This window comes from Marinobacter sp. SS21, from assembly GCF_028369065.1.
GTDB lineage: Bacteria > Pseudomonadota > Gammaproteobacteria > Pseudomonadales > Oleiphilaceae > Marinobacter.
Genome location: NZ_JAQNDA010000003.1, coordinates 25859 through 46046, shown reverse-complemented (window position 1 = coordinate 46046; position 20188 = coordinate 25859). Strand labels below are relative to the sequence as shown.

Sequence of the window (20188 nt, the reverse complement as noted above, 5' to 3'; positions counted from 1 at the left end):
GGACGTGCCCTGATCTCGGACCAGCGGCGCTGTGTGGACAAGGTGCTGGCGGACGTTCTGCCCGGAGCTCGCCTGTTGCAGGTGGGCATCAGTCATCGTTTGCCGCTAGCCGCCGGGTGCGATTTCACAACCAGGTTTATCTCAACCCCGCATTGGTGCCAGGACCTTCCGGAGAACGTGGTTATTTGCGATGGCGATGAGCTGCCTTTTTTTGATGGTTCCATGGATCTGGTGATCCTTCACCACACCGCGGATTTCTCGGCCTATCCCCACCAGGTGGTGAGAGAAGCCTCGCGGATCCTGCGGGGTGGAGGGCAGCTGGTGGTTATCGGCTTCAATCCGTTGAGTTTCTGGGGGCTGGGCAAGCTGCTCAGCCGGAATCGGAGTGGTCCTTGGGGCGGGCGCTTTCTGTTCCGCTCCAGGATGGAAGACTGGCTCAATTTACTCGACTTTGAGGTGGAGAAATCCTCCTGCTATTTCATGAGGTTGCCAGTACAAAATCAGAATTTACTTGAAAGGTTTTTCAAGCTCGAACGATTTGGCGGCCATCGATTCCTGCCGATTGGGGCCTATTACTGTATCCTTGCCACCAAGCGTATCGGTGCGTTGATCAAGGCAAGACCGGTATGGCGGCCGGATAACGTGGTTGCTCTACCTGGAGCGGGGGCGATTGGTGCATCGCGAGGATACATACGAACCATTAGGAATCGGAATGACAAACAAGGTTGTGATGTATACCGACGGGGCTTGTAAGGGCAACCCTGGTCCCGGCGGTTGGGGTGTGGTTCTGCGCTATGGCGATGCCATGAAGACGTTGCACGGTGGTGAAAAGAACACCACCAATAACCGAATGGAGCTAATGGCGGCCATTCAGGGACTGAAGCTGCTCAAGCGGGCCTGTGCCGTGGAGTTGTACACCGATTCACAGTATGTCCGTAAGGGGATTACCGAGTGGATGGCCGGCTGGAAGAAAAACGGCTGGAAAACCGCTGCCCGCAAACCGGTGAAGAACGACGATCTGTGGAAGACGCTGGATGCGGAAGTGGCGCGACACACGGTCAACTGGCATTGGGTCAAGGGGCATGCCGGTGTGCCGGATAACGAACTTGCCGACGAATTGGCCAATCGTGGCGTCGATGAACTGATTTCGGCTTAGTTGGAGGTATAAATGCGACAAATCGTGCTGGATACCGAAACCACAGGTATCGATCCGAATGCGGGGCACCGGATCATCGAGATAGGGTGTGTCGAGCTGATGGAGCGTCAGCTCACCGGCAGGCACTACCATGTCTATATCAACCCGCAGCGGGAAGTGGAAGCCGAAGCAATTACCGTACACGGCATCACCAACGAGTTTTTGGCCGATAAGCCGTTGTTTAAGGAAATTGCCGACGAATTCTTTGAGTTCATCAAGGGTGCCGAGCTGGTGATTCATAATGCGGCGTTCGACGTGGGCTTCATGGACGCCGAATTCGCTCGCCTGAAACCAGTCCGCAAAACTGCAGACCATTGCGGCATCGTCGACACCCTGGCCATCGCTCGCAAAAAACACCCGGGGCAGAAGAATAACCTGGACGCGCTGTGTAAGCGCTATGGCGTGGACAACAGCAGCCGGGACCTGCACGGGGCGTTGCTCGACGCCGAGATCCTGGCCGATGTGTTTCTGCTGCTGACCGGCGGTCAAACCGCGTTGTCGTTGGATGAAAATGAAGGTAAGCAGGGCGATAGCGCAGGCATTCGCAGATTGGCGCCTGGCCGTCCCCAGCTGGCGGTGGTGAGGGCCAGCGCCGAAGAGGTTGAGGCTCATGATGAGCTGCTGGGGGTGATCGAGAAGGCCGCCGGCGAAACGGTGTGGGGCAAGCTGATCGACGCCTAGCCCGGAAGGATTCTCATCCACTCGTCGCCCTTGGGTGAGAGCGAGGTCAGGTGAGAACTGGGTCAGAGTGTACTTATTGTTACATTTAGGGTTTCTTGAGGTGCTTGAGTTTTGTGATATAAGTAATGGTTAGTTCGCCAGTTTTTTACGGACTCAAGATGCCTCCCGGACAATGTTCGTATTGAGCCAGGCCTGAATAATAAAGAGGACGCGGCTCGCCCCGCACACGGAACAGGAAGCGTTTATGGTTCAGTCGTCATTAGCGACGAAGTCACAGTCGTTTGACCTGGTCAAAAGTGAAATTGAGCAGACCATCAGACAGTCGGAAACCAGTCTGGAGCGCTTTCAGGAAAACAGGGAAAGCGGGGAAGATCTGCAGAACTGCGTCGATTACATTAACCAGCTCAGGGGTATCTTTGTGCTGGTTGAGCTTCGCGGCGGATCTCTGTTATGCCAGGAGGCGGTTTCACTGGCCAACGATGTGCCGGTCGGTGCCAACGACGACAAAAATATCCTGCTGACCGCCCTGAACAGCGCGCTTTTTATCCTCCGTCGTTACGTCGAGTATTACCACCAGCAACGGGAAGATCATCCTGAACTGCTGTTGCCGGTTATTAACGAACTGCGCGAGGCCCGGCGCGAGAAACCCTATCAGGAATCCTGCTTCTTTGACTTGGACGTTAAGCGTCGCCCCAATTTTTGTAAGACCCTTTCCGTAGAGCCTTTCGAGGGCGATGAGCGGGAATTTGAAATCATGGCCCGGCGGATGCGGTTGACCTTTCAGGTCGCGCTGTTGGGTGTGTTGCGCAACCGCAACGAAGACGTCAGTAAGAAACTGATTGGCCGTGCGGCCCGGGGCTTTGTCCGGTTGTGTGCGGGAGAGCCCATGGCTCAGATGTGGTGCCTGGTTGCCACCGTGGCCGATACCATGCTTGATCGCGCCATGGGGTTTGGCAAGGCCCGTAAGCGTTTGTTGATGAGGGTCGAACGTTATTCACGGGAAATTGTTTACGTGGGCCGGGTTGCCGCGGGTAAAGACGCGCCGGACTCCCTGATCAAGGAGCTGATTTATCTGCTCTATCGAAGTGGCTCGGCCAACCCCGAAGTCACGGCTGTGTTGTCGGCGTTCAACCTGAATCCGGCGGACTATTCGGACTCGATGTTCGAAGCTCATAGCAAAAGACTGTACGGTCCGGGCACCGATGTCCTGCAGTCACTCTCCACAGCGCTGCAGGAAGAGCTTAATCAGCTAAAAGACAAACTGGATATCATCGAGCGGGGTATCGAGCCGGACCTGGCTGAACTTGCGGCCATCGCCTCCACGCTGGAGCGTCTGGCAAACACCCTGGTGATGCTTGACCTTAAGAAACTGGCAGACGCGGCGCGGGGAGAGGCGGTCAAGCTTCGCCAGTGGGAAGCCGAGTCCAGGCTGCCTGGAGAAGAAGAGCTGTTTCGGCTTGCGGATTCGGTGCTGGCGATCGAAGGGGCCATTATTCAGATGGTGCACCACGGGATCACATCGGAAACCGACGCCCTGGCTCAGCTCCAATCTAGCCGGGAAGAGTCTCTCTACCTGAAAGAGGCGATGTTTGTGGTGGCGGACGAGGCTCGAAGTGCGCTCACCCTTGCCAAGCGAGCCATCACGGCCTTTGTTGAATCCAACTACGACAAGCTGCACCTGGCGAACCTTCCGGGCACGCTCCACAGCATCTGGGGTGGGCTTGAGTTGGTGGAGGATTCGCAGGCCGCCGGCGTACTCAACCGGGTGGCCAATTCCATTCAGCGCAATCTGCTTGATGAGAAGGGCGCGCCTTCTGGACAGGTTCTGGAAGCGCTGGCCGACGCCTTGACGTCGCTTGAATACTACATTGAGAGCGTAGGCAGTCGGGATGACCGCAATCCCGAATTGCTTAAGTTGGCGGAATCTTCCCTTGATGATGTAGGGTTGTAAGTTTTCATGTCTTACCAGTCGGCCATCACCCTAATGGCCGTATTTGGCGGCCTGCTGGTGTTGGGTGGAATGGCATTCTTTGTTCGTCCGCGCTGGTTTCTTGGTTGGCTCAAGGGCATGCTCGCGATGGCACTGCTACTTGCAGGCGGCTACTCGCTAGTGCTGGCCGCCGGCATGAGTCATTACCAGACCTTGGCCGGCATGGACGTGGTGGCGACTGTTGAAGTGCACAATTTGGCGCCGCAGTCCTGGAATGTGACGATACAGCGAGCGGGCGTCCCTCCCGAAACTCATCACCTAAGTGGCGACCAGTGGCAAGTGGATGCGAGAATTGTCCGCTTCGGCGGCCCCATGGGCTGGTTGGGAGTGTCTCCGGGGTATCGCCTGGAAAGACTGGGAGGGCGCTATCTATCCCTGGAGCATGAACTGCAGGCCGCCCGTACCGTAATTGACTTGGCGTCCGATGGCTGGCCGGATATCTGGGCGTGGGATCAGGTGTTCAATTTACCCTTTGTCGAAGGGATCTATGGGAACGCAACCTTCATGCCGATGAAAGATCGGGCCAGATTCGCCGTCAAGCTGTCTTCCAGCGGATTGGTTGCTGTGGCGATGAATGACGAAGCGAGGGACGCGGTAAAACTGTGGGGGGAGTGAACCGGGAAACCCGCCGGCTGGCAGGCTTCCGGAAAAAGATCGGTCGATCTTTAGCCCATGGTGAACAGTTCACCCAGCTTGGTTGCCAGCATCATGTCGCCTTCTGCGCGCAGCTGACCAGCCATGAACGCCTGCATGCCGTCTGTTTCGCCGGAAACGATGCCTTGCAGGGTTTCGGAGTTCATGATCAGGGTAACGGAAGGATCGTCGTTAGCACCCTCGACCAGCTTGCAAGTGCCATCGTTGATGACCAGGTGGTAGGTCTTGTCGTCTTCAATGTCGAACTGGAAAATGAGATCCAGGCCAGAGGCGGCGTCTGCGTTGAAGTTCTGTTCGAGCTTTTCAAATACCTGAGCTACAGACATTATTTTACCCTTATAAAATTGGCTTGCGCTTCATTGTGTTTCTTAACAGTGTTTCTTCACGGATCGCAGCCTAGCAGAATGGTGAGTCTTTCACGCTGGCGATCCTGTGTAGCCATTCGACTTTAGGTTGAGGGCTAGGCCCTGTCAAGCCCGATCGAACGCTCGTTTAAATTTTGCATTTCGGTTCGTCTGGCCTGACTGAGCAGCCTTAATACCTTGTTCCCTGGCGATCCTCAGTTACAATCGGATGCGTTCGATTTGCGAGGTGCCAATCGCAAGGTGCCATTTACGAGGTACCAACTGACGAGGTACTTACTAACTGACGAGGTACTTACTAACTGACTCAGTACCAACGTCGTTGATCGGCAACGCACTATTCATGGATGCCAAGGTTGGAGAATCCCATTGGAATTTTTGACAGAATTCGGTTTGTTTTTGGCGAAAACCGTCACCCTGGTGGTCGCGGTTATCGTTCTAGTATCCGCCATTATTTCCGCGGCCCAGAAAGACAGGGAAGGTCAGGGGCTAGATGGCGAGCTCCGTACCCGCAAGCTGAACGATCGCTATCGCCGTTTGAAAGAGGCGCTGGAGGCGAGGTTGCTGGATGAGCATGAGCTCAAGCGATGGCAAAAAGCCCGCAAAAAGGCGCGCAAGGCCGAAGAGAAGTCACACAAGCAGCAGGCGAAATCGTCAGACGGCGCCAGTGAAGCCCGCCGGCAGCGCGTTTTCGTGATCGATTTCGAAGGTGATATCAAGGCCAGTGATACCGATAGCCTGCGCAAATCCATTACCGGCGTGCTCAGTGTCGCCGAGCCGGGCGTTGATGAAGTGGTGGTCCGGCTGGAGAGCGGGGGAGGGCTGGTGCATTCCTACGGCCTTGCGGCTGCCCAATTGGATCGAATCCGCAGCAAGGGGGTTACCCTCACCGCCTGCGTGGATAAAGTGGCCGCCAGCGGCGGCTATATGATGGCGTGTGTAGCGGACAAGATCATCGCCTCGCCGTTTGCCATCCTGGGGTCCATTGGTGTGGTCGCTCAGCTGCCCAATTTCCATCGCTTACTGAAAAAGAACGATGTGGATTTTGAGGTGCTGACCGCCGGCGAGCACAAGCGAACCTTAACGGTGTTTGGCGAAAACACCGAGAAGGGCCGGCAGAAGTTCCTTTCCGATCTGGAGGACACTCACGGCCTGTTTAAAGAGTATGTCAGCCAACGCCGACCCGATCTCGATATCGCGACGGTAGCCAACGGCGACATCTGGTTCGGGAAACGGGCCTTGGACGTTAGGCTTATTGATGAAATCAAGACCTCCGACGAGTATTTGATAGAGGCGTGTGAGCGGGCAGATGTGGTGTCGGTTGGCTTCCACCACAAGCGATCGCTGCCGGAGCGGCTCGGCCTGGCCACAACCGCGGCCATCGAGCATACCTTCTGGCGTGTCGCCGGCGCCTTTCGCAATCAAAAACTGCAATAAGAAACGAGTCAGGAGTGAAGAAGATGACGTCAAATATCGCATTCAAAGCATGGCGGATCGTGGAGCAGGACGGCGAATATGTGGGGTCTGAACAGGCCCTCACAACCAGTGATTTGCCGGACGGCGAGGTGTTGATCCGGGTTTCCCATTCTTCGCTCAACTACAAAGACGCGCTGTCAGCCTCTGGCAATAAAGGCGTGACCCGGAACTACCCGCATACACCGGGTATTGACGCCGCCGGGGAAGTTGTCGAGTCGGCGAGTGGCACGCCTGCGGTCGGTGAGCGGGTCATTGTCACCGGATACGATCTGGGCATGAATACCGCCGGCGGGTTTGGAGAATACATTCGTGTGCCAGCTCGCTGGTGCGTGCCCATGCCGTCGGACTGGGACGCGGCTCGCGCCATGGTATATGGCACCGCTGGATTAACCGCAGGACTGTGCGTCTCCAAGCTGCTGCAGGTTGGCGCCAAACCTGAAGACGGACGGGTCGCTGTGTCGGGTGCCAGTGGCGCCGTAGGCAGCGTTGCCGTGGAGCTGTTGGCTTCCTTGGGATTTGAGGTTGTTGCCATCAGTGGCAAAGAGGACCAGGTCGGAGTGCTCAAAGATTTGGGGGCCGCCGAGGTCGTTGGCCGGGACGCGCTGGCGGAACAGAAAAAGCCGCTATTGAGGCCGAGTTACGCTCACGGTATTGATACCGTAGGTGGCGCGCCGCTGGCCGAGCTGCTCAAGCAGATTCAGCCTGGCGGGTCGGTGTCCTGCTGCGGATTGGTTGCGGGTCCGCAACTTGAGACAACGGTGCTACCGTTTATCCTGCGCGGAGTCAACCTGTTGGGTGTCGACTCGGTGGAGATTGCGTTGGATGCGAAACAGGCGGTCTGGCAGAAACTGGCCGGACCCTGGCGGTGCCCGCAGACTGAAGCCCATGCGCGCACGATCGGTCGGGCAGATCTTGGGGATGCCTTGGGAGCGTTTCTTGAGGGTGCGTCTTCAGGGAAGGTGGTACTGGATCACGCGCTTTAGGGAAGGCGCTTCGGCGCGCCCCTTCCGCTATCTGGAAGGGGCGCCCGAACTCATCGCGGTCAGGAACTCCGGCGACGGAACAACGGAACGTCCGTATCGGTGGCAGCCTGATAGCCCTGGCTGAAGAAGTTGAGGCACTCCTTCGCTTTGCTGGCGTCCTTGTCGGCGCGGAGTGCATAGCTATCAAAGCCGCATCGTTTCATAAACTGAAGCTGGTCAAGCAAGACATCGCCAATGGCTCTCAGCTCATTCTTGTATCCGTAGCGTTCCCGCAGCAGGCGGCCAATGCTGTAGCCTCGGCCATCGGCGAACTTGGGAAAGTTGACGGCGATCAGGGGCAGTTCGTTGACCACACCGTCCAGAGTTTCCGGTTCGTCGTGGCTGTCGAGCCAGACACCGATGTCGTCCCGGCCCTCGAAATGCTCTTTGCCCGCCAGCCACAAATCGATCGGGATCAGCGCCGGAGTGCTTGGGACTTCAAGCGAGTCGCCAGCCGCCGGGCGAGCCACGACGGTCCAGTTGTCTGCCTTGATGGTGCCGTCTTGAGTGATGATGTCAGGCATACACGCGCTCCTTGAAAGGATCAATTCCAATACGGCGGTAGGTGTCGAGGAACTCTTCTTCTTCGGTCCGGTTTGCGACGTACACGTCGATAATCTTGGCGATTACGTCAGGCATGTCGTTACGGGCGAAGGAGGGGCCCAGGATTTTGCCAATCGTGGCGTCATGGTGGGAGGAGCCGCCCAGGCTGATCTGGTAGAACTCTTCACCTTTCTTGTCGACACCCAGTACACCAATGTTGCCAACGTGATGGTGGCCACAGGCATTCATGCAACCAGAGATATTCAGGTCGATGTTGCCCAGGTCGTAGAGGAAATCCATGTCGTCGAAGCGTCGCTGAATGGCTTCAGCAACCGGTATCGACTTGGCATTGGCCAGGGCGCAGAAATCACCACCAGGACAGCAGATGATGTCGGTGAGGGTGTTGAGGTTTGGCGTCGCAAAGCCCAGGGGGGTGATTGCCTGCCACAGATCAAACAACTGGTCTTGCCGGACATCCGCCAGAACGACGTTCTGTTGATGGGTGATTCGAACCTCGCCAAAACTGTAGGTTTCGGCCAGCTCGGCAATGCTTTCCAGCTGTCGGTCGCTAACGTCGCCAGGAGGGGTGCCGGTCTCTTTCACGGTCAAGGTGACGATGGCGTAACCCGCTTTCTTATGGGTATCGACGTTATGACTGATCCACTGATCGAAGGCCTTGTTCTCGAAGCGCAGCTTGGCGAGCGCTTCACTCTGGTCCGCGACGGTCTGGTAGGCCGGCTCGGTGAAGAAAGCCTTCACCCGTTCGATAGCCCCATCGTTCAGCTTGGTGGGGGAGTCTTTGAGGTGAGCCCATTCGGCTTCAACCTTCTCCGCAAACCCGGCCGGAGTGAGCGCCTTGACCAGAATCTTGATGCGTGCCTTGTACTTGTTGTCCCGGCGGCCGTAACGGTTGTACACCCGTACGACGGCTTCCAGGTAGGTCAACAGGTCATGCTCCGGCAGGAACTGGCGAATGACAGGGCCCACCATCGGAGTGCGGCCCAGGCCGCCGCCCACGTGTACCCGGAAGCCCAGTTCACCGGCGTCGTTTTTCACGATCTGGAGCCCGATGTCGTGAACCTGAATGGCGGCACGGTCGGTGTGCTCCGAGGCGTTTACCGCAATCTTGAACTTACGGGGCAGAAACGCGAATTCGGGGTGGAAGGTGGACCACTGCCGAATAATCTCACAGTAAGGACGAGGATCAACCAACTCGTCGTCCTGAACGGCAGCAAACTGGTCGGTGGTGGTGTTCCGAATGCAGTTGCCGCTGGTCTGGGTGGCGTGCATCTCAACCTCAGCCAGTTCGGCGAGGATGTCCGGTACGTCTTCCAGGTTTGGCCAGTTCAGCTGGACGTTCTGACGAGTGGTGAAGTGGGCATAGCCCTTGTCATAATCTCGGGAGATACGTGCCAGGCGTCGCAGCTGTTCAGCACGCAGCATGCCGTAGGGCACACAGATACGCAGCATCGGCGCGAAGCGTTGAACGTACAAACCGTTTTGAAGACGCAGTGGAAGGAACTCTTCTTCGCTCAGCTCGCCGGCCAGTGCCCGGTCAGTCTGGTGGCGGAATTGGGCAACCCGTTCGGCCAGAATTTGCCGATCGTGCTCGTCGTAAACATACATAGCGGAACTTCCTGCTAACAAGATTGCTGGCTATTTTGCCGGGGAGAATATCATCCCTGCTTTATTGTTAAAATGATTATTTCAAAATATGGTTATCGATTAAGGCGATATAAATTCTATATCAATGGCCTTGCTGCGGATTGGACGAAACGGGCATCCCGGCCTAGATTAAGGAAGTCGCCGGACTGGCGGCCAGCATAGTGAGGTCGCCGGTTGGGCGACCAGGAAGACTGCTCTGACAGCACTCAATAATGACAATCAATAACGACAACCAATAACGACAATCAATAACGAAAATAGAGGTGGCGTGATGAAGAAGAGTGTCCGAACCGACAGTCAGGTCGATGCCGTTGCGGCAGTGGTTCTGGTGTTTCTGGTGGTGGCGTTTGCAGTGACCTGGGTGTCAGGCCAATAGCTGTCGCTAGCTGGTTGCCAGGACCCATTGCACCAGCAGGATCAGGGTGGCCACGAAGCCGACCGTAAACAGCACACCCGCAGCGATGTAAGGCCAGGGGCTGTGGCTGGCAAAATCTTCTTCCCGGCGCTTGTTGGATTGAACGCCAAACGCGCCGGCAAGAATGCTCTGCATCACCTTGAGAACACCGGGGCTGCTGGTGCCTTGCCTGTGGCCAGCGGTTTTAGCGGTGTCTTCGTTCCGATTGGTCATGGTGCGATCTCCCTCCGTTCGACACGGCTGGCTCCCGGCATCAGTCTCCGTTATTCCGCCGGATCGTAGGCCAGGCTGGGGGCTAGCCAGCGTTCGGCATCCTCTCGTGATACGCCCTTTCGTTCAGCATAGTCTTCAACTTGGTCGCGGCCAATTCTTCCGACGGCAAAATACTTGGAATCGGGGTGGGCGAAGTACCAGCCCGACACGGCTGCGGCCGGGAACATGGCGAAGTGTTCCGTGAGCTCGATGCTGGTTTGCCTGGTGGCATCCAGCAGCTCAAACAAGGCCGCCTTTTCGGTATGATCCGGGCACGCTGGGTAACCGGGCGCAGGGCGGATGCCGAGGTATCGCTCTCGAATCAGCTCCTCATTGGCCAGCGTTTCCTCGGGAGCATAGCCCCAGAATTCCTTCCGCACACGCTCATGCATACGTTCTGCAAAGGCTTCCGCAAGACGGTCGGCGAGGGCCTTGACCATGATGGCGTTGTAATCGTCGTTGCGTTCTTTGTATTCGTTGGCGAGTTCTTCGGCCCCAATGCCGGTCGTCACAGCAAAACCGCCAACGTAATCGCACTGTCCGGCATCCTCAGGCAGCAGAAAATCCGACAGCGCGGACATGGCCTTGCCGGGTGACTTTTCGTCTTGCTGGCGCAGGTGGTGCAGAGTCGTGAGTTCTTCGCTGCGGGATTCGTCGCGATACACCACGATGTCGTCACCCCGTCGGTTGGCTGGCCAGAAACCTATGACGCCTCGCGCCGTGACGCGCCGCTCATCGATCATCTGGCGGAGAATGCGCTGGGCATCGTCAAACAGCGTGCGTGCGGCGTCACCGCGCTTGGGATCGTCGAAGATGGCGGGGTATTTTCCGGACAGGTCCCAGGAAATGAAGAACGGGGTCCAGTCGATGTAGTCCACCAGTTCGGACAGGTCATAGTCGTCGAACGTGCGGATACCGGTAAAGGCCGGTTTGGACGGCGTGAAATTGCTCCAGTCGAGTTCCGTTGCGCGCTCCCGGGCTTCGTTCAGGGAAACCAGTTTGACCCGGTCGCCCCGGTTCTTTCTGCGCTCGCGGATCTCGTCGTACTCCGTTCTGGCTGCGTCAACGAAGGCGGTCTTGGCGGTATCGCTCAGCAGCTGGGAAGCGACGTTCACGCAGCGGGAGGCGTCGGCCACGTAGAGGGCAATGTCATTCTTGTACTGAGGTTCGATCTTGACCGCGGTGTGGGCCTTGGAGGTGGTAGCGCCACCGATCATCAGAGGAATGTCGAAGTCCAGGCGCTGCATTTCGCGGGCAACGTAGACCATTTCGTCCAGGGACGGCGTGATCAGGCCGCTCAGCCCGATGATGTCGACGTTTTCTTTCCGGGCGGTCTCGAGAATCTTGTCGCAGGGCACCATGACGCCAAGATCGATCACTTCATAGTTATTGCACTGCAGCACCACCCCGACGATGTTCTTGCCGATATCGTGCACATCGCCCTTGACCGTGGCCATGAGAATTTTTCCCTTGGCTTTTTGGCCTCCGCTTTTCTCCGCCTCAATGAACGGGATCAGGTGGGCGACCGCCTGCTTCATCACGCGAGCGCTCTTGACCACTTGGGGGAGGAACATCTTGCCGTCACCGAACAGGTCGCCGACCACGCTCATACCATCCATCAGCGGACCTTCGATGACCTCGATGGGGCGTGCGGCCTCCTGCCGGCAGATTTCAGTGTCCTCTACGATGTAGGTGGTGATGCCTTTGACCAGCGCGTGTTCGACGCGTTTCTCCACCGGCCACTTGCGCCAGGCCAGATCCTCTTCCTGGGTCTTGCCTCCTTTGCCTTTGTAGCGTTCGGCGATTTCCAGCAGGCGGTCGGTGGCGTCGTCGCGCTTATTGAGCACGACGTCCTCAACCAGCTCTTTCAGCTCGGGGTCGATTTCGTCGTAAATCACCAGCTGTCCGGGATTGACAATCCCCATGTTCATGCCGGCCTTGATGGCGTGGTACAGAAACACCGAATGGATCGCCTCGCGAACGACGTCGTTACCACGGAAAGAGAACGAGACGTTACTGACACCGCCGGAAACCGAGGCGTGGGGCAGGTTGGTGCGGATCCAGCGGGTGGCGTTGATGAAATCCACTGCGTAGTTGTTGTGCTCTTCGATGCCAGTGGCGATGGCAAAGATGTTGGGGTCGAAAATGATGTCCCCAGGATTGAATCCGATGCCAGTCAGCACGTCATAGGAACGCTGGCAGATTTCGGTCTTGCGCTCGTAGGTGTCGGCCTGGCCGGTCTCGTCAAACGCCATGACCACCACGGCGGCACCGTAGCGCATGCAATCGCGAGCGCGTTTGATGAACTCTTCTTCGCCTTCCTTGAGACTGATGGAGTTGACCACAGGCTTGCCCTGGACGCAGCGCAAGCCCGCTTCGATCACTTCCCATTTCGAGGAGTCCAGCATAATGGGGACGCGGGAAATGTCGGGTTCCGAGGCCACCAGGTTCAGGAACGTGACCATCACGTCCTGGGACTCCAGCATGCCTTCGTCCATGTTGATGTCGATGATCTGGGCGCCGTTTTCAACCTGGTCCCGGGCTACGCTGAGGGCCTCTTCGTACTGTTCTTCCTTGATCAGACGGAGGAAACGCTTGGAACCGGTGACGTTGGTCCGTTCGCCCACATTAATGAACAGTGTGTTCTCGTCGCCGGTGAACGGCTCCAGGCCAGACAGGCGCAGCGCCGGCTTGATGTCAGGAATCTGCCTGGGCGGGTACTTTTCAACCGCTTTGGCGATGGCGGCGATGTGATCCGGTCGGGAGCCGCAGCAGCCGCCGATAATGTTTAGGAACCCGTCCCGGGCGAAGCCTTCGACAATCTCCGCCATCTCTTCCGGCGACTGGTCGTATTCGCCGAACTCGTTGGGCAGGCCGGCGTTGGGGTGGGCACTGACGTAGGTGGTCGCCCGATTGGACAGCTCCTCGACGTAGGGCCGCAGGGCGTCGGCGCCCAGGGCACAGTTAAGGCCTACGGAGATGGGCCGGGCATGGGCGATGGAGTTCCAGAACGCCTCGGTGGTTTGGCCGGAAAGCGTTCGGCCAGAGGCATCGGTAATGGTGCCAGAGATCATGATCGGCAAGAAAATGCCGCTGTCCTCAAAATACTGTTGAGTGGCGTAAATTGCGGCCTTGGCGTTCAGCGTATCGAAAACGGTTTCGATCAGGATCAGGTCAGAGCCACCCTCGACCAAGCCGCCGACCGCCTCGTAGTAATTGTCCACCAGGGTTTGAAAATCTACATTTCTGAACCCGGGGTTGTTGACATCGGGCGATATGGAGGCGGTGCGGGAGGTGGGCCCCACCGCGCCGGCAACAAAACGCGGCTTGTCCGGATTGCGTGCGGTCACCTCATCGGCAATCTGGCGGGCAAGCCGGGCCGATTCCACATTGAGTTCACGAGCGATGGCCTCAAGGCCGTAGTCGGCCTGGGACAGCTGGGTGGAGTTGAAGGTGTTTGTTTCAATGATGTCGGCGCCGGCCACCAGGTAATCCTCATGGATTCTGAGGAGCAGGTCGGGCTGGGACAGGCACAGCAAGTCGTTGTTACCCCGGACTTCCCGGTCGTAATCGGCGAACCGCTCGCCACGAAACGCGGCTTCGTCCAGTTTCTCGTTCTGGATCATGGTGCCCATGCCACCATCGAGAATGACGATGCGCTCTTTCAAAATCTTGTTGAGTGAGGCTAGGCGCGTTTCGCGATCAGTCATAACAAACAGTTCCGAGGGTTCAGGGAAGTATCAGTGGCGCGAGATCATAGCAAAATTGCGGAATTGCGTCCCGATGCATTTGATCTATCGATATTATCGCCAATCTGCCGCCGCGGACAAAAGACTGAGTGTTTTACTTGGTCTTTTTTGTTGTCGGCAAGTCCATTAAAATAGTCCCACATTCGTTGAACAGGTTGTAGAGATGGCCCAGGTAACTGTGACAGATCCCGCGCGTGACTACTTAGCGCAACTTATTGAAAAGCAGGATGTGGAAGGCATGGGCGTCCGAATCTTCGTGACCCAGCCAGGCACCAAGCACGCGGAAACCTGTTTGGCTTACTGTCCGCCCAACGAGATTGTGCCGACCGACGAGAAGATTGAACTCGGTAAATTTGTCCTGTACCTGGACCATGCCTCAGTGCCGTTTCTGGAGGAGGCGTTTGTCGATTACTCCAAGGACCAGATGGGCGGCCAGCTCACCATCAAGGCGCCAAACGCCAAGGTGCCCAATGTCGACGAAAATGCGCCGCTCACCGATCGCATCAACTACGTGCTCGCGTCCGAGATCAACCCCGGGTTGGCGTCCCACGGGGGCGAGGTGTCGCTGGTGGAGGTGGTGGAAGAGTCCATTGCAGTGCTGAGATTTGGCGGCGGGTGTCAGGGCTGCAGTGCCGTCAGCCTGACCCTGAAGCAGGGCGTCGAAACCACCCTGAAGGAGCGGGTTCCTGAGATCACCGCGGTGAGAGACGTGACAGATCATTCTGTCAAGGATAATGCATACTACCAGTAATGGACGCGGGAGCCTCTGAGATCTAGGGATTCCAGATTTATTTGGGACCCCTAACTGGTTGACTTCAAAAAGAGACCGGCATTGCGCCGGTCTTTTTTTTGCTGCCTGGTTTTCGCCCATTTGGGGGCTGCACGGCCAATGCCGGTGGAAAGCTAATACATCATCATTTAGCCAACTAAGAAAAGGTGGTCGTCCTGTCGTCAGGCGCTCACTGACCTATTTGCTTGCGCTTTAGCGCTCAAACTTGTCTTTTGGGGTTTCTTTTGGTCGATATCGCACTTTGGTCTGTGCCATTAATGGCGGCAATAGTCGGTTGGGTAACCAACTGGCTTGCTATTCAGATGTCGTTCTATCCGGTCCAGTTTATCGGGGTCGGTGTTATTGGCTGGCAGGGTGTTATTCCCCGCAAAGCCGAAAAGATGGCGCATATCTGTATCGACCGTACGCTGCAGCAGTTCGGAAACCTCAACGCCGTATACAGCAAGCTGGAACCCCAGCGAATCGTCGAGCAGATCGTGTCGCAGGTGAACCCCCGGCTGGACGAGTATATCGATGAAGTCATGTATGAGATTCAGCCGGTATTGTGGGACAACTTGCCGTTGTTCCTTCGCAATCGCATTTACGAATGGGCTCGGGAGCAATTGCCTTCCCGTATCGAATCTCTGGTTGAAGACTTTGGTGACGATCTCAATGATCTCGTTGATCTCAAGGCGCTACTCAGCCGTGAGTTGACCCGCCACCCTGATTTGATGAACCGCATCTTCAAGCAGGCGGGTTCGGTGGAGTTGAACTCGGTCATCAATAAAGGTGCCATCATTGGTGGCCTGCTGGGGGCGATCCTGGCACCGCTCTGGCTGCGTTATCCCGAGCCCTGGTTGCTGCCGCTTGGCGGCCTGGTGGTAGGCTTTGTCACCAACTGGCTCGCCATCAACCTGATCTTTAGCCCGCTCAAGCCCCGGCGCTTGCTGTTCTGGCGAGTGCAGGGTCTTTTTCTGCGTCGTCAGCCCGAAATCAGTGACATCTGGTCACGGCTCGTTGCCGAAGAGCTGTTCACGGTGGAAAGAGTGGCCGATGCCATGCTCCATGGCGATCATGGGGATCGCACACGGGCCATCATCCAGAAGCATCTGCGCCCGTTACTGGATAATACCGTAGTCATGAAACTCACCACCCAGCTGGCCATTGGAATGACCGGCTATACCGACCTTAAGAAGGCGATGAACGACAAGGCGGTCATGGCTACCAGAGATGTGTTCGATGATCGGGAGTTCAACCGGGAAAGGGCGCCAATTGTAGCGGGCGTGCTGTCCGAGCAGATGAAGCGATTGGAGCCTGCGGAGTTTCAGGATATTCTCAGGCCGGCGTTCCGGGAAGAAGAATTGCAACTGATGGTGGTGGGTGGTTTGCTTGGCGCCCTGGCTGGCGCCATCCAGTTTGGGCTGTTTACGTTTATTTGACGCTTGGCTTCCCTTTATAGAGGGGGCACTGGAAAACTGGAGAGAAACTATGGAACTCTGGCAGATGCTGTTGATTCAGGTTGCAGCGACCGCTGTTGTTGTTTTTGCTGTCATTAGCTTGTTTTACCTGGCGGTTCTCAAACCGTTCCTGAATAAGAAAGTTCAGGAGCTGATCGAGGCTGCCGAGAATATTGAGCCCAAAGTGAGTCAGGGTGTCAAGCGTGGTGTGGGCGAAGCGTTCAAGGACATTCCCGAGGCGGCCGCTAAGGAATCGACCCGTCAGTTCCTGCGTTTCGGCTCGGACCTGTTCGAGAATGGCCTGAGTAGTTTTATTGGCACGGCGGAAGACCTTGCCCGCCGGTCCGCGGTGTCCGGCAAGAAAAGGTCGGGCGGACAGGACTGACCGCCCGATTTCCCTCAGAACCGGGCTCTGTCCCGGTTTTCCCAAAGCTCCTTCGCCAAGGCCATGGCGCTTTCCTGGTCGCTGGCCTTTCCGGCTTCCAATAGTGCCAGTGCGGCGGTGGAGATTGCTGCGGCTTCGCCATAGGAGTCGCTGGCCTCACCCCGCCACACCGCCTTCATATGATTGGTGCTCAGTGACTGTGGTTTAACGTGACGGCGGTCGAACAGGGCAGGCCAGACCTCTTCGCTCAGCGCCCCCTCGCCATTGTCACGGCGTTCGGTCTTATAGACCGTGAGTGCGTTGTCAGGGTTGCGCTCGATTTCTCCGCCTTCTCCGCGAATGACCGCCACGCGACTGTATCCCAGCCTAAGTCCCGCTTCCTGGTGAAGCCCGGCGTAAGGGGGGTGGAAGATACCTTGCAGCACCGTTGGCGCATTCAGTGGATTAATGAGTCGAGAGAGGGAGTGCACCGGAGAGCGCAGCCCCATCACTGGACGCAGGTCGATCATTTTGGCCAGGTTCTCGGCGAAGCAGGATAGGGGGAGGTAACTGAAGTTGTGCAGCTCGAGCTGGGCGCGAACGTCGCTCCAGGAGCTGGCTGGCTTGAAGCCGAACGCGGCTAACGCTTCGCTCAAATACATTCGCTCGGGGGTGTGGCCCTCGGCACCGTGGATGAACACGCGCAGGCCATAAGAGCTTAGCATCAGTACCGAGAACAGATACCAGGGCGCGTGGCGGCGTTTACCTGCGTAAGAGGACCAATCGATATCGACCTTCAATCCGACCGGAGCTTCCGCCTGGTCCCGTACCGCCTGAACAAAACCGGCCAGTTCGTCGGCGGTTTCTTCCTTGACGCGCAGAAGCATCAAAAAAGCGCCAAGCTGAACGTCTTCGACGTCACCGTTGAGGATCATTGCCATGGCATGGCGGGCCTCATCCCAGTTCAGCGAGCGTGAGCCCCGCTTACCCTTGCCCAGTATGCGAACGTACGGCGCGAAGGGGTGTTCTCCTGGCTTGGGTTCCGGTAGTGGGTTCCCCTGAGTTTCCATAGTGACTCCAAAATGATTACAGGCAATTGGTCGGGCGAGGCAGTCCTGCGATTCTGCAGGCGGTCTTGGCGGGCGTTCCTGGAAACAGACGCATCAAATAGATGCTATTGCCTTTGTCCTCCCCAAGATGTTCTTTTACGGCTTTGACGAACAGTCGGTTGGAGGGTGGTGACATTTCGTGCTCGCGGTAAAAACCTCTCAGGAAGGAAATGATTTCCCAGTGGTTATTCTCTAGGTCGATGTCGTCCTCACGGGCGATCTCGGAAGCCGTTTCCGGGGTCCACTCCCAGGCGTTCTCCAGAAATCCTTCGTTATTGCGTTTGGGCTGACTCATGACGGTTTACCAGCTGATAACTCGATCCGCTGCCGCCGCAAGGGCGACCATGCCATCGTAATGTATGGCGTCTACAGAGCCGTCGACGCTTACGCCTCGGGCATCGAGGTCTGATGCCAGAGCCATGATCCTGCCGGGCAGCTTGATGCCTTCAACCGAGAGTGCGAGCACGGCATTCTCGATCAGCAGGAGCTGGTCGGCGTCGCCCACGGCTTCAAGGCAGAGCCGAAACCGGGGATGTTCCGGCGATTTGTTCAGAATATGAAGCGTCATCATGGCTGTCAGTCCTATTGGCAAACCACGTGCAAATAATTCGCAAGCAGATCTTGGTCATAATGAGTGATGGCGACGCCGTCGAGTAGATCCTCTGCGCCAAGCCCATAACGCTGTAACGCGTCCTGATCGGCCAGCAGCTCTTCAATCCCAAACACCGTGGCGCCAGCCAGGTTGCGGTTGACTCCCTTTTGCTGGATTGGGGCGGGGTTCTGCTGCTTACGCAGCCAGTTGATGCCCGCCCCGACAAACAAAAGCGATACCGGTTGATCGAAGGCTGCCAGTGACAGGGCCATATCCAGGGCTTCGCGCCCGCTCCAGTTGCCGTAGGGGGCTTGGTCGATAATGATCAGTACGCTCATCCATCAGCCTCCGGCATGAAAATAGATAACCTTGGAGGTACTCGCCACGCTCTCCACCCATTCTCCCAGGCCGAGCAGCTGAAAAGGCGATGCCAGATTGTTGGCGTCGCGCTCGTATCGGGCGCGTTCCTCGTCATTAATGACGCCGCGACGCAGCGCCGAAGCGATGCAGGCAACGGCCGGAATGTTAGCGGCGGACAGGAATTCGCTCCAGCTGCGGTGCCAGTTGGGTTCGTCGCTGGGGGCGCAAGCCAGATTGGTGGCAAGTTGGACGCCATCGCCATAGAGAAACACCCGGTCGATGGTATGACCGGCTGCGATCGCAGCTCTAGCGAAATGCAAGGCGGTTTGCGGTGCCTGGCTGGTATAGGGTGCGCCCGTCACCACCAGGGTAAACTGCACAAATTGGGAAGCTGTCATTGGATTTCACACGCGCAATACATGACTTACTGAATATTGTAACCCACAACCAAAAAGCCCCGGCAGTGGGCCGGGGCTCTTTTTACCTACTTTTGGGCAGATCAGTCGTCGCTGAACGCACCAATCAGATGAAGCAGGCTGGTGAACAGGTTGTAAATGTTCAGGTAAAGCGCGGTAGTGGCCATGATGTAGTTGGTTTCACCACCATTGATGATACGGCTAGTATCAAACAGGATGAAACCGGACATCAGCATCACGATGGCGGCACTGATCGCCAGGCTGAAGGCGCTCACTTCTACGCCAAACATGCCGGCAACGACAGCGCCAAGCGCGGCTACAAGCACCACAATGAGGCCGGCGAACAGGAATCCGCCCATGAAGCTGAAGTCTTTGCGGGTGGTCAGAACGTAGCCGGACAGCGCAAAGAATACCGCAGCGGTGCCACCCAGGGCCTGCATTACGATGCTGCCACCATTAGGCATCGCCAGGTAGTGGAGGAGCAGGGGGCCAAGCGAAAGGCCAAGCAGGCCGGTGAAAGCGAAGACCACGCCAATGCCCGCGGAGCTGTTGGCGGTCCGCGGAAGCACCAGCCAGACCAGGGCCAACGCGCCCAGGCTACAGATCAGGCTTGCGCCACGACCAAGACCAACCGCCATGGACACACCCGCCATGATGGCGCTAAAGGCCAGCGTCATCGCCAGCAGCGAATAAGTATTACGCAGCACCTTCATTGCATCGGCTTGGATGCCCGCGCCGGCGTGGGAGGCTGAAGCAGCGTAAACTCCCTGATTCTGCTGCCCGTTAAATCGTCTGTCTTCCATCGTGATCTCCGTGTAAAAAACGAAAACGTTTAAAGCTACTCCCCATAATAGTGTTCGGGAAGGAACTTTCAATCGTTTACGACCCTAACTTGGCGAAAGGATTTCATTACATCGCGTTAATGTTGATAAAGCCTTGCAAGGCGTTGACAGAGGAGGCGAATCCGGTATCATGCACACCGCTGTCGCAATGATGGCGAACAGAGTGTTATACGGTGGGCTGGCAGAGCGGTTGAATGCACTGGTCTTGAAAACCAGCGAAGGTTAATAGCCTTCCCGGGGTTCGAATCCCTGGCCCACCGCCACTTTTTCTCTTC

Annotated in this window: 21 protein-coding genes and 1 tRNA gene; 11 read left to right on the top strand and 11 right to left on the bottom strand. The window is 57.0% G+C overall.

The genetic code is table 11. From position 1 onward, the window contains the following. The first annotated feature begins 33 nt into the window (after nt 1-33). The 5 genes from N6L25_RS04700 to N6L25_RS04680 all read left to right on the top strand — a co-directional run bounded on the left by N6L25_RS04700 (nt 34) and on the right by N6L25_RS04680 (nt 4481). Nucleotides 34-753, top strand: coding sequence for a class I SAM-dependent methyltransferase (locus tag N6L25_RS04700; RefSeq protein ID WP_271978411.1), 720 nt, complete (start codon nt 34-36; stop codon nt 751-753). Then, a complete protein-coding gene (gene rnhA / locus N6L25_RS04695) occupies nt 713-1156 on the top strand; it encodes a ribonuclease HI (protein ID WP_271978409.1) in 444 nt (147 codons plus the stop codon). The genes N6L25_RS04700 and rnhA overlap by 41 nt, the downstream gene beginning before the upstream one ends. 12 nt (nt 1157-1168) lie before the next feature. Continuing rightward, a complete protein-coding gene (gene dnaQ, locus N6L25_RS04690) occupies nt 1169-1876 on the top strand; it encodes a DNA polymerase III subunit epsilon (RefSeq protein WP_271978407.1) in 708 nt (235 codons plus the stop codon). Nucleotides 1877-2120: 244 nt separating this feature from the next. After that, nucleotides 2121-3827, top strand: a complete 1707-nt coding sequence (locus N6L25_RS04685) for a chemotaxis protein (RefSeq protein WP_271978405.1) — start codon at nt 2121-2123, stop codon at nt 3825-3827. Nucleotides 3828-3833: 6 nt separating this feature from the next. After that, nucleotides 3834-4481 carry a multidrug transporter gene (locus N6L25_RS04680; protein ID WP_271978403.1) on the top strand — a complete coding sequence of 216 codons (648 nt, stop codon included), beginning with the start codon at nt 3834-3836 and terminating at the stop codon, nt 4479-4481. A gap of 50 nt (nt 4482-4531) precedes the next feature. Here N6L25_RS04680 and N6L25_RS04675 read toward each other — a convergent pair whose 3' ends face one another. Beyond that, complete coding sequence (locus N6L25_RS04675) at nt 4532-4849, bottom strand: SCP2 sterol-binding domain-containing protein (RefSeq protein ID WP_271978942.1); 318 nt, start codon at nt 4847-4849, stop codon at nt 4532-4534. Between the two features lie 402 nt (nt 4850-5251). Between N6L25_RS04675 and sohB the strand changes: the two genes are divergently transcribed. Continuing rightward, nucleotides 5252-6319 (top strand): protease SohB, encoded by a 1068-nt coding sequence (gene sohB / locus N6L25_RS04670; protein ID WP_271978402.1) that lies wholly within the window; start codon nt 5252-5254, stop codon nt 6317-6319. Between the two features lie 23 nt (nt 6320-6342). Further along, a complete protein-coding gene (locus tag N6L25_RS04665) occupies nt 6343-7341 on the top strand; it encodes a YhdH/YhfP family quinone oxidoreductase (protein WP_271978400.1) in 999 nt (332 codons plus the stop codon). 59 nt (nt 7342-7400) lie between these two features. Here N6L25_RS04665 and N6L25_RS04660 read toward each other — a convergent pair whose 3' ends face one another. From N6L25_RS04660 to metH, 4 genes are all read right to left on the bottom strand, one after another. Continuing rightward, on the bottom strand, nt 7401-7904 hold the full coding sequence (locus tag N6L25_RS04660) for a DUF934 domain-containing protein (protein ID WP_271978398.1): 504 nt from the start codon (nt 7902-7904) through the stop codon (nt 7401-7403). Further along, the gene (locus N6L25_RS04655) at nt 7897-9549 is read right to left on the bottom strand and encodes a nitrite/sulfite reductase (RefSeq protein ID WP_271978396.1); all 1653 of its coding nucleotides are present in this window, start codon (nt 9547-9549) and stop codon (nt 7897-7899) included. The genes N6L25_RS04660 and N6L25_RS04655 overlap by 8 nt, the downstream gene beginning before the upstream one ends. 421 nt (nt 9550-9970) lie before the next feature. Further along, nucleotides 9971-10216: a DUF2970 domain-containing protein gene (locus tag N6L25_RS04650; RefSeq protein WP_271978394.1), complete on the bottom strand. Its 246-nt coding sequence runs from the start codon at nt 10214-10216 to the stop codon at nt 9971-9973. Nucleotides 10217-10266: 50 nt separating this feature from the next. Then, nucleotides 10267-13965 carry a methionine synthase gene (metH, locus tag N6L25_RS04645; RefSeq protein ID WP_271978392.1) on the bottom strand — a complete coding sequence of 1233 codons (3699 nt, stop codon included), beginning with the start codon at nt 13963-13965 and terminating at the stop codon, nt 10267-10269. A 202-nt stretch (nt 13966-14167) separates the two neighbouring features. Between metH and nfuA the strand changes: the two genes are divergently transcribed. The 3 genes from nfuA (at nt 14168) to N6L25_RS04630 (ending at nt 16615) form a co-directional block, all read left to right on the top strand. Then, nucleotides 14168-14755, top strand: a complete 588-nt coding sequence (gene nfuA / locus N6L25_RS04640) for a Fe-S biogenesis protein NfuA (RefSeq protein ID WP_271978390.1) — start codon at nt 14168-14170, stop codon at nt 14753-14755. A gap of 341 nt (nt 14756-15096) precedes the next feature. Then, on the top strand, nt 15097-16212 hold the full coding sequence (locus N6L25_RS04635) for a hypothetical protein (RefSeq protein WP_271978388.1): 1116 nt from the start codon (nt 15097-15099) through the stop codon (nt 16210-16212). Nucleotides 16213-16261: 49 nt separating this feature from the next. Further along, entirely contained in the window at nt 16262-16615 is a 354-nt protein-coding gene (locus tag N6L25_RS04630; RefSeq protein WP_271978386.1) for a hypothetical protein, read from the top strand. 14 nt (nt 16616-16629) lie between these two features. On the opposite strand, the gene N6L25_RS04625 is transcribed toward N6L25_RS04630, so the two are convergent. From N6L25_RS04625 to N6L25_RS04600, 6 genes are all read right to left on the bottom strand, one after another. Continuing rightward, complete coding sequence (locus tag N6L25_RS04625; protein WP_271978384.1) at nt 16630-17664, bottom strand: glycosyl transferase family protein; 1035 nt, start codon at nt 17662-17664, stop codon at nt 16630-16632. Between the two features lie 16 nt (nt 17665-17680). Continuing rightward, the gene (locus tag N6L25_RS04620; protein ID WP_271978382.1) at nt 17681-17998 is read right to left on the bottom strand and encodes a TusE/DsrC/DsvC family sulfur relay protein; all 318 of its coding nucleotides are present in this window, start codon (nt 17996-17998) and stop codon (nt 17681-17683) included. Between the two features lie 6 nt (nt 17999-18004). Next, nucleotides 18005-18274 carry a sulfurtransferase complex subunit TusB gene (gene tusB, locus N6L25_RS04615; protein WP_271978380.1) on the bottom strand — a complete coding sequence of 90 codons (270 nt, stop codon included), beginning with the start codon at nt 18272-18274 and terminating at the stop codon, nt 18005-18007. A gap of 11 nt (nt 18275-18285) precedes the next feature. Continuing rightward, complete coding sequence (locus tag N6L25_RS04610; protein ID WP_271978378.1) at nt 18286-18633, bottom strand: DsrE family protein; 348 nt, start codon at nt 18631-18633, stop codon at nt 18286-18288. A gap of 3 nt (nt 18634-18636) precedes the next feature. Further along, nucleotides 18637-19053 carry a sulfurtransferase complex subunit TusD gene (gene tusD / locus N6L25_RS04605; protein WP_271978375.1) on the bottom strand — a complete coding sequence of 139 codons (417 nt, stop codon included), beginning with the start codon at nt 19051-19053 and terminating at the stop codon, nt 18637-18639. Between the two features lie 101 nt (nt 19054-19154). Continuing rightward, nucleotides 19155-19874, bottom strand: a complete 720-nt coding sequence (locus tag N6L25_RS04600; protein WP_442915205.1) for a Bax inhibitor-1/YccA family protein — start codon at nt 19872-19874, stop codon at nt 19155-19157. Between the two features lie 211 nt (nt 19875-20085). Here N6L25_RS04600 and N6L25_RS04595 point away from each other — a divergent pair. Further along, a tRNA-Ser gene (locus tag N6L25_RS04595) sits at nt 20086-20176 on the top strand. The last annotated feature ends 12 nt before the right edge of the window (nt 20177-20188 follow it).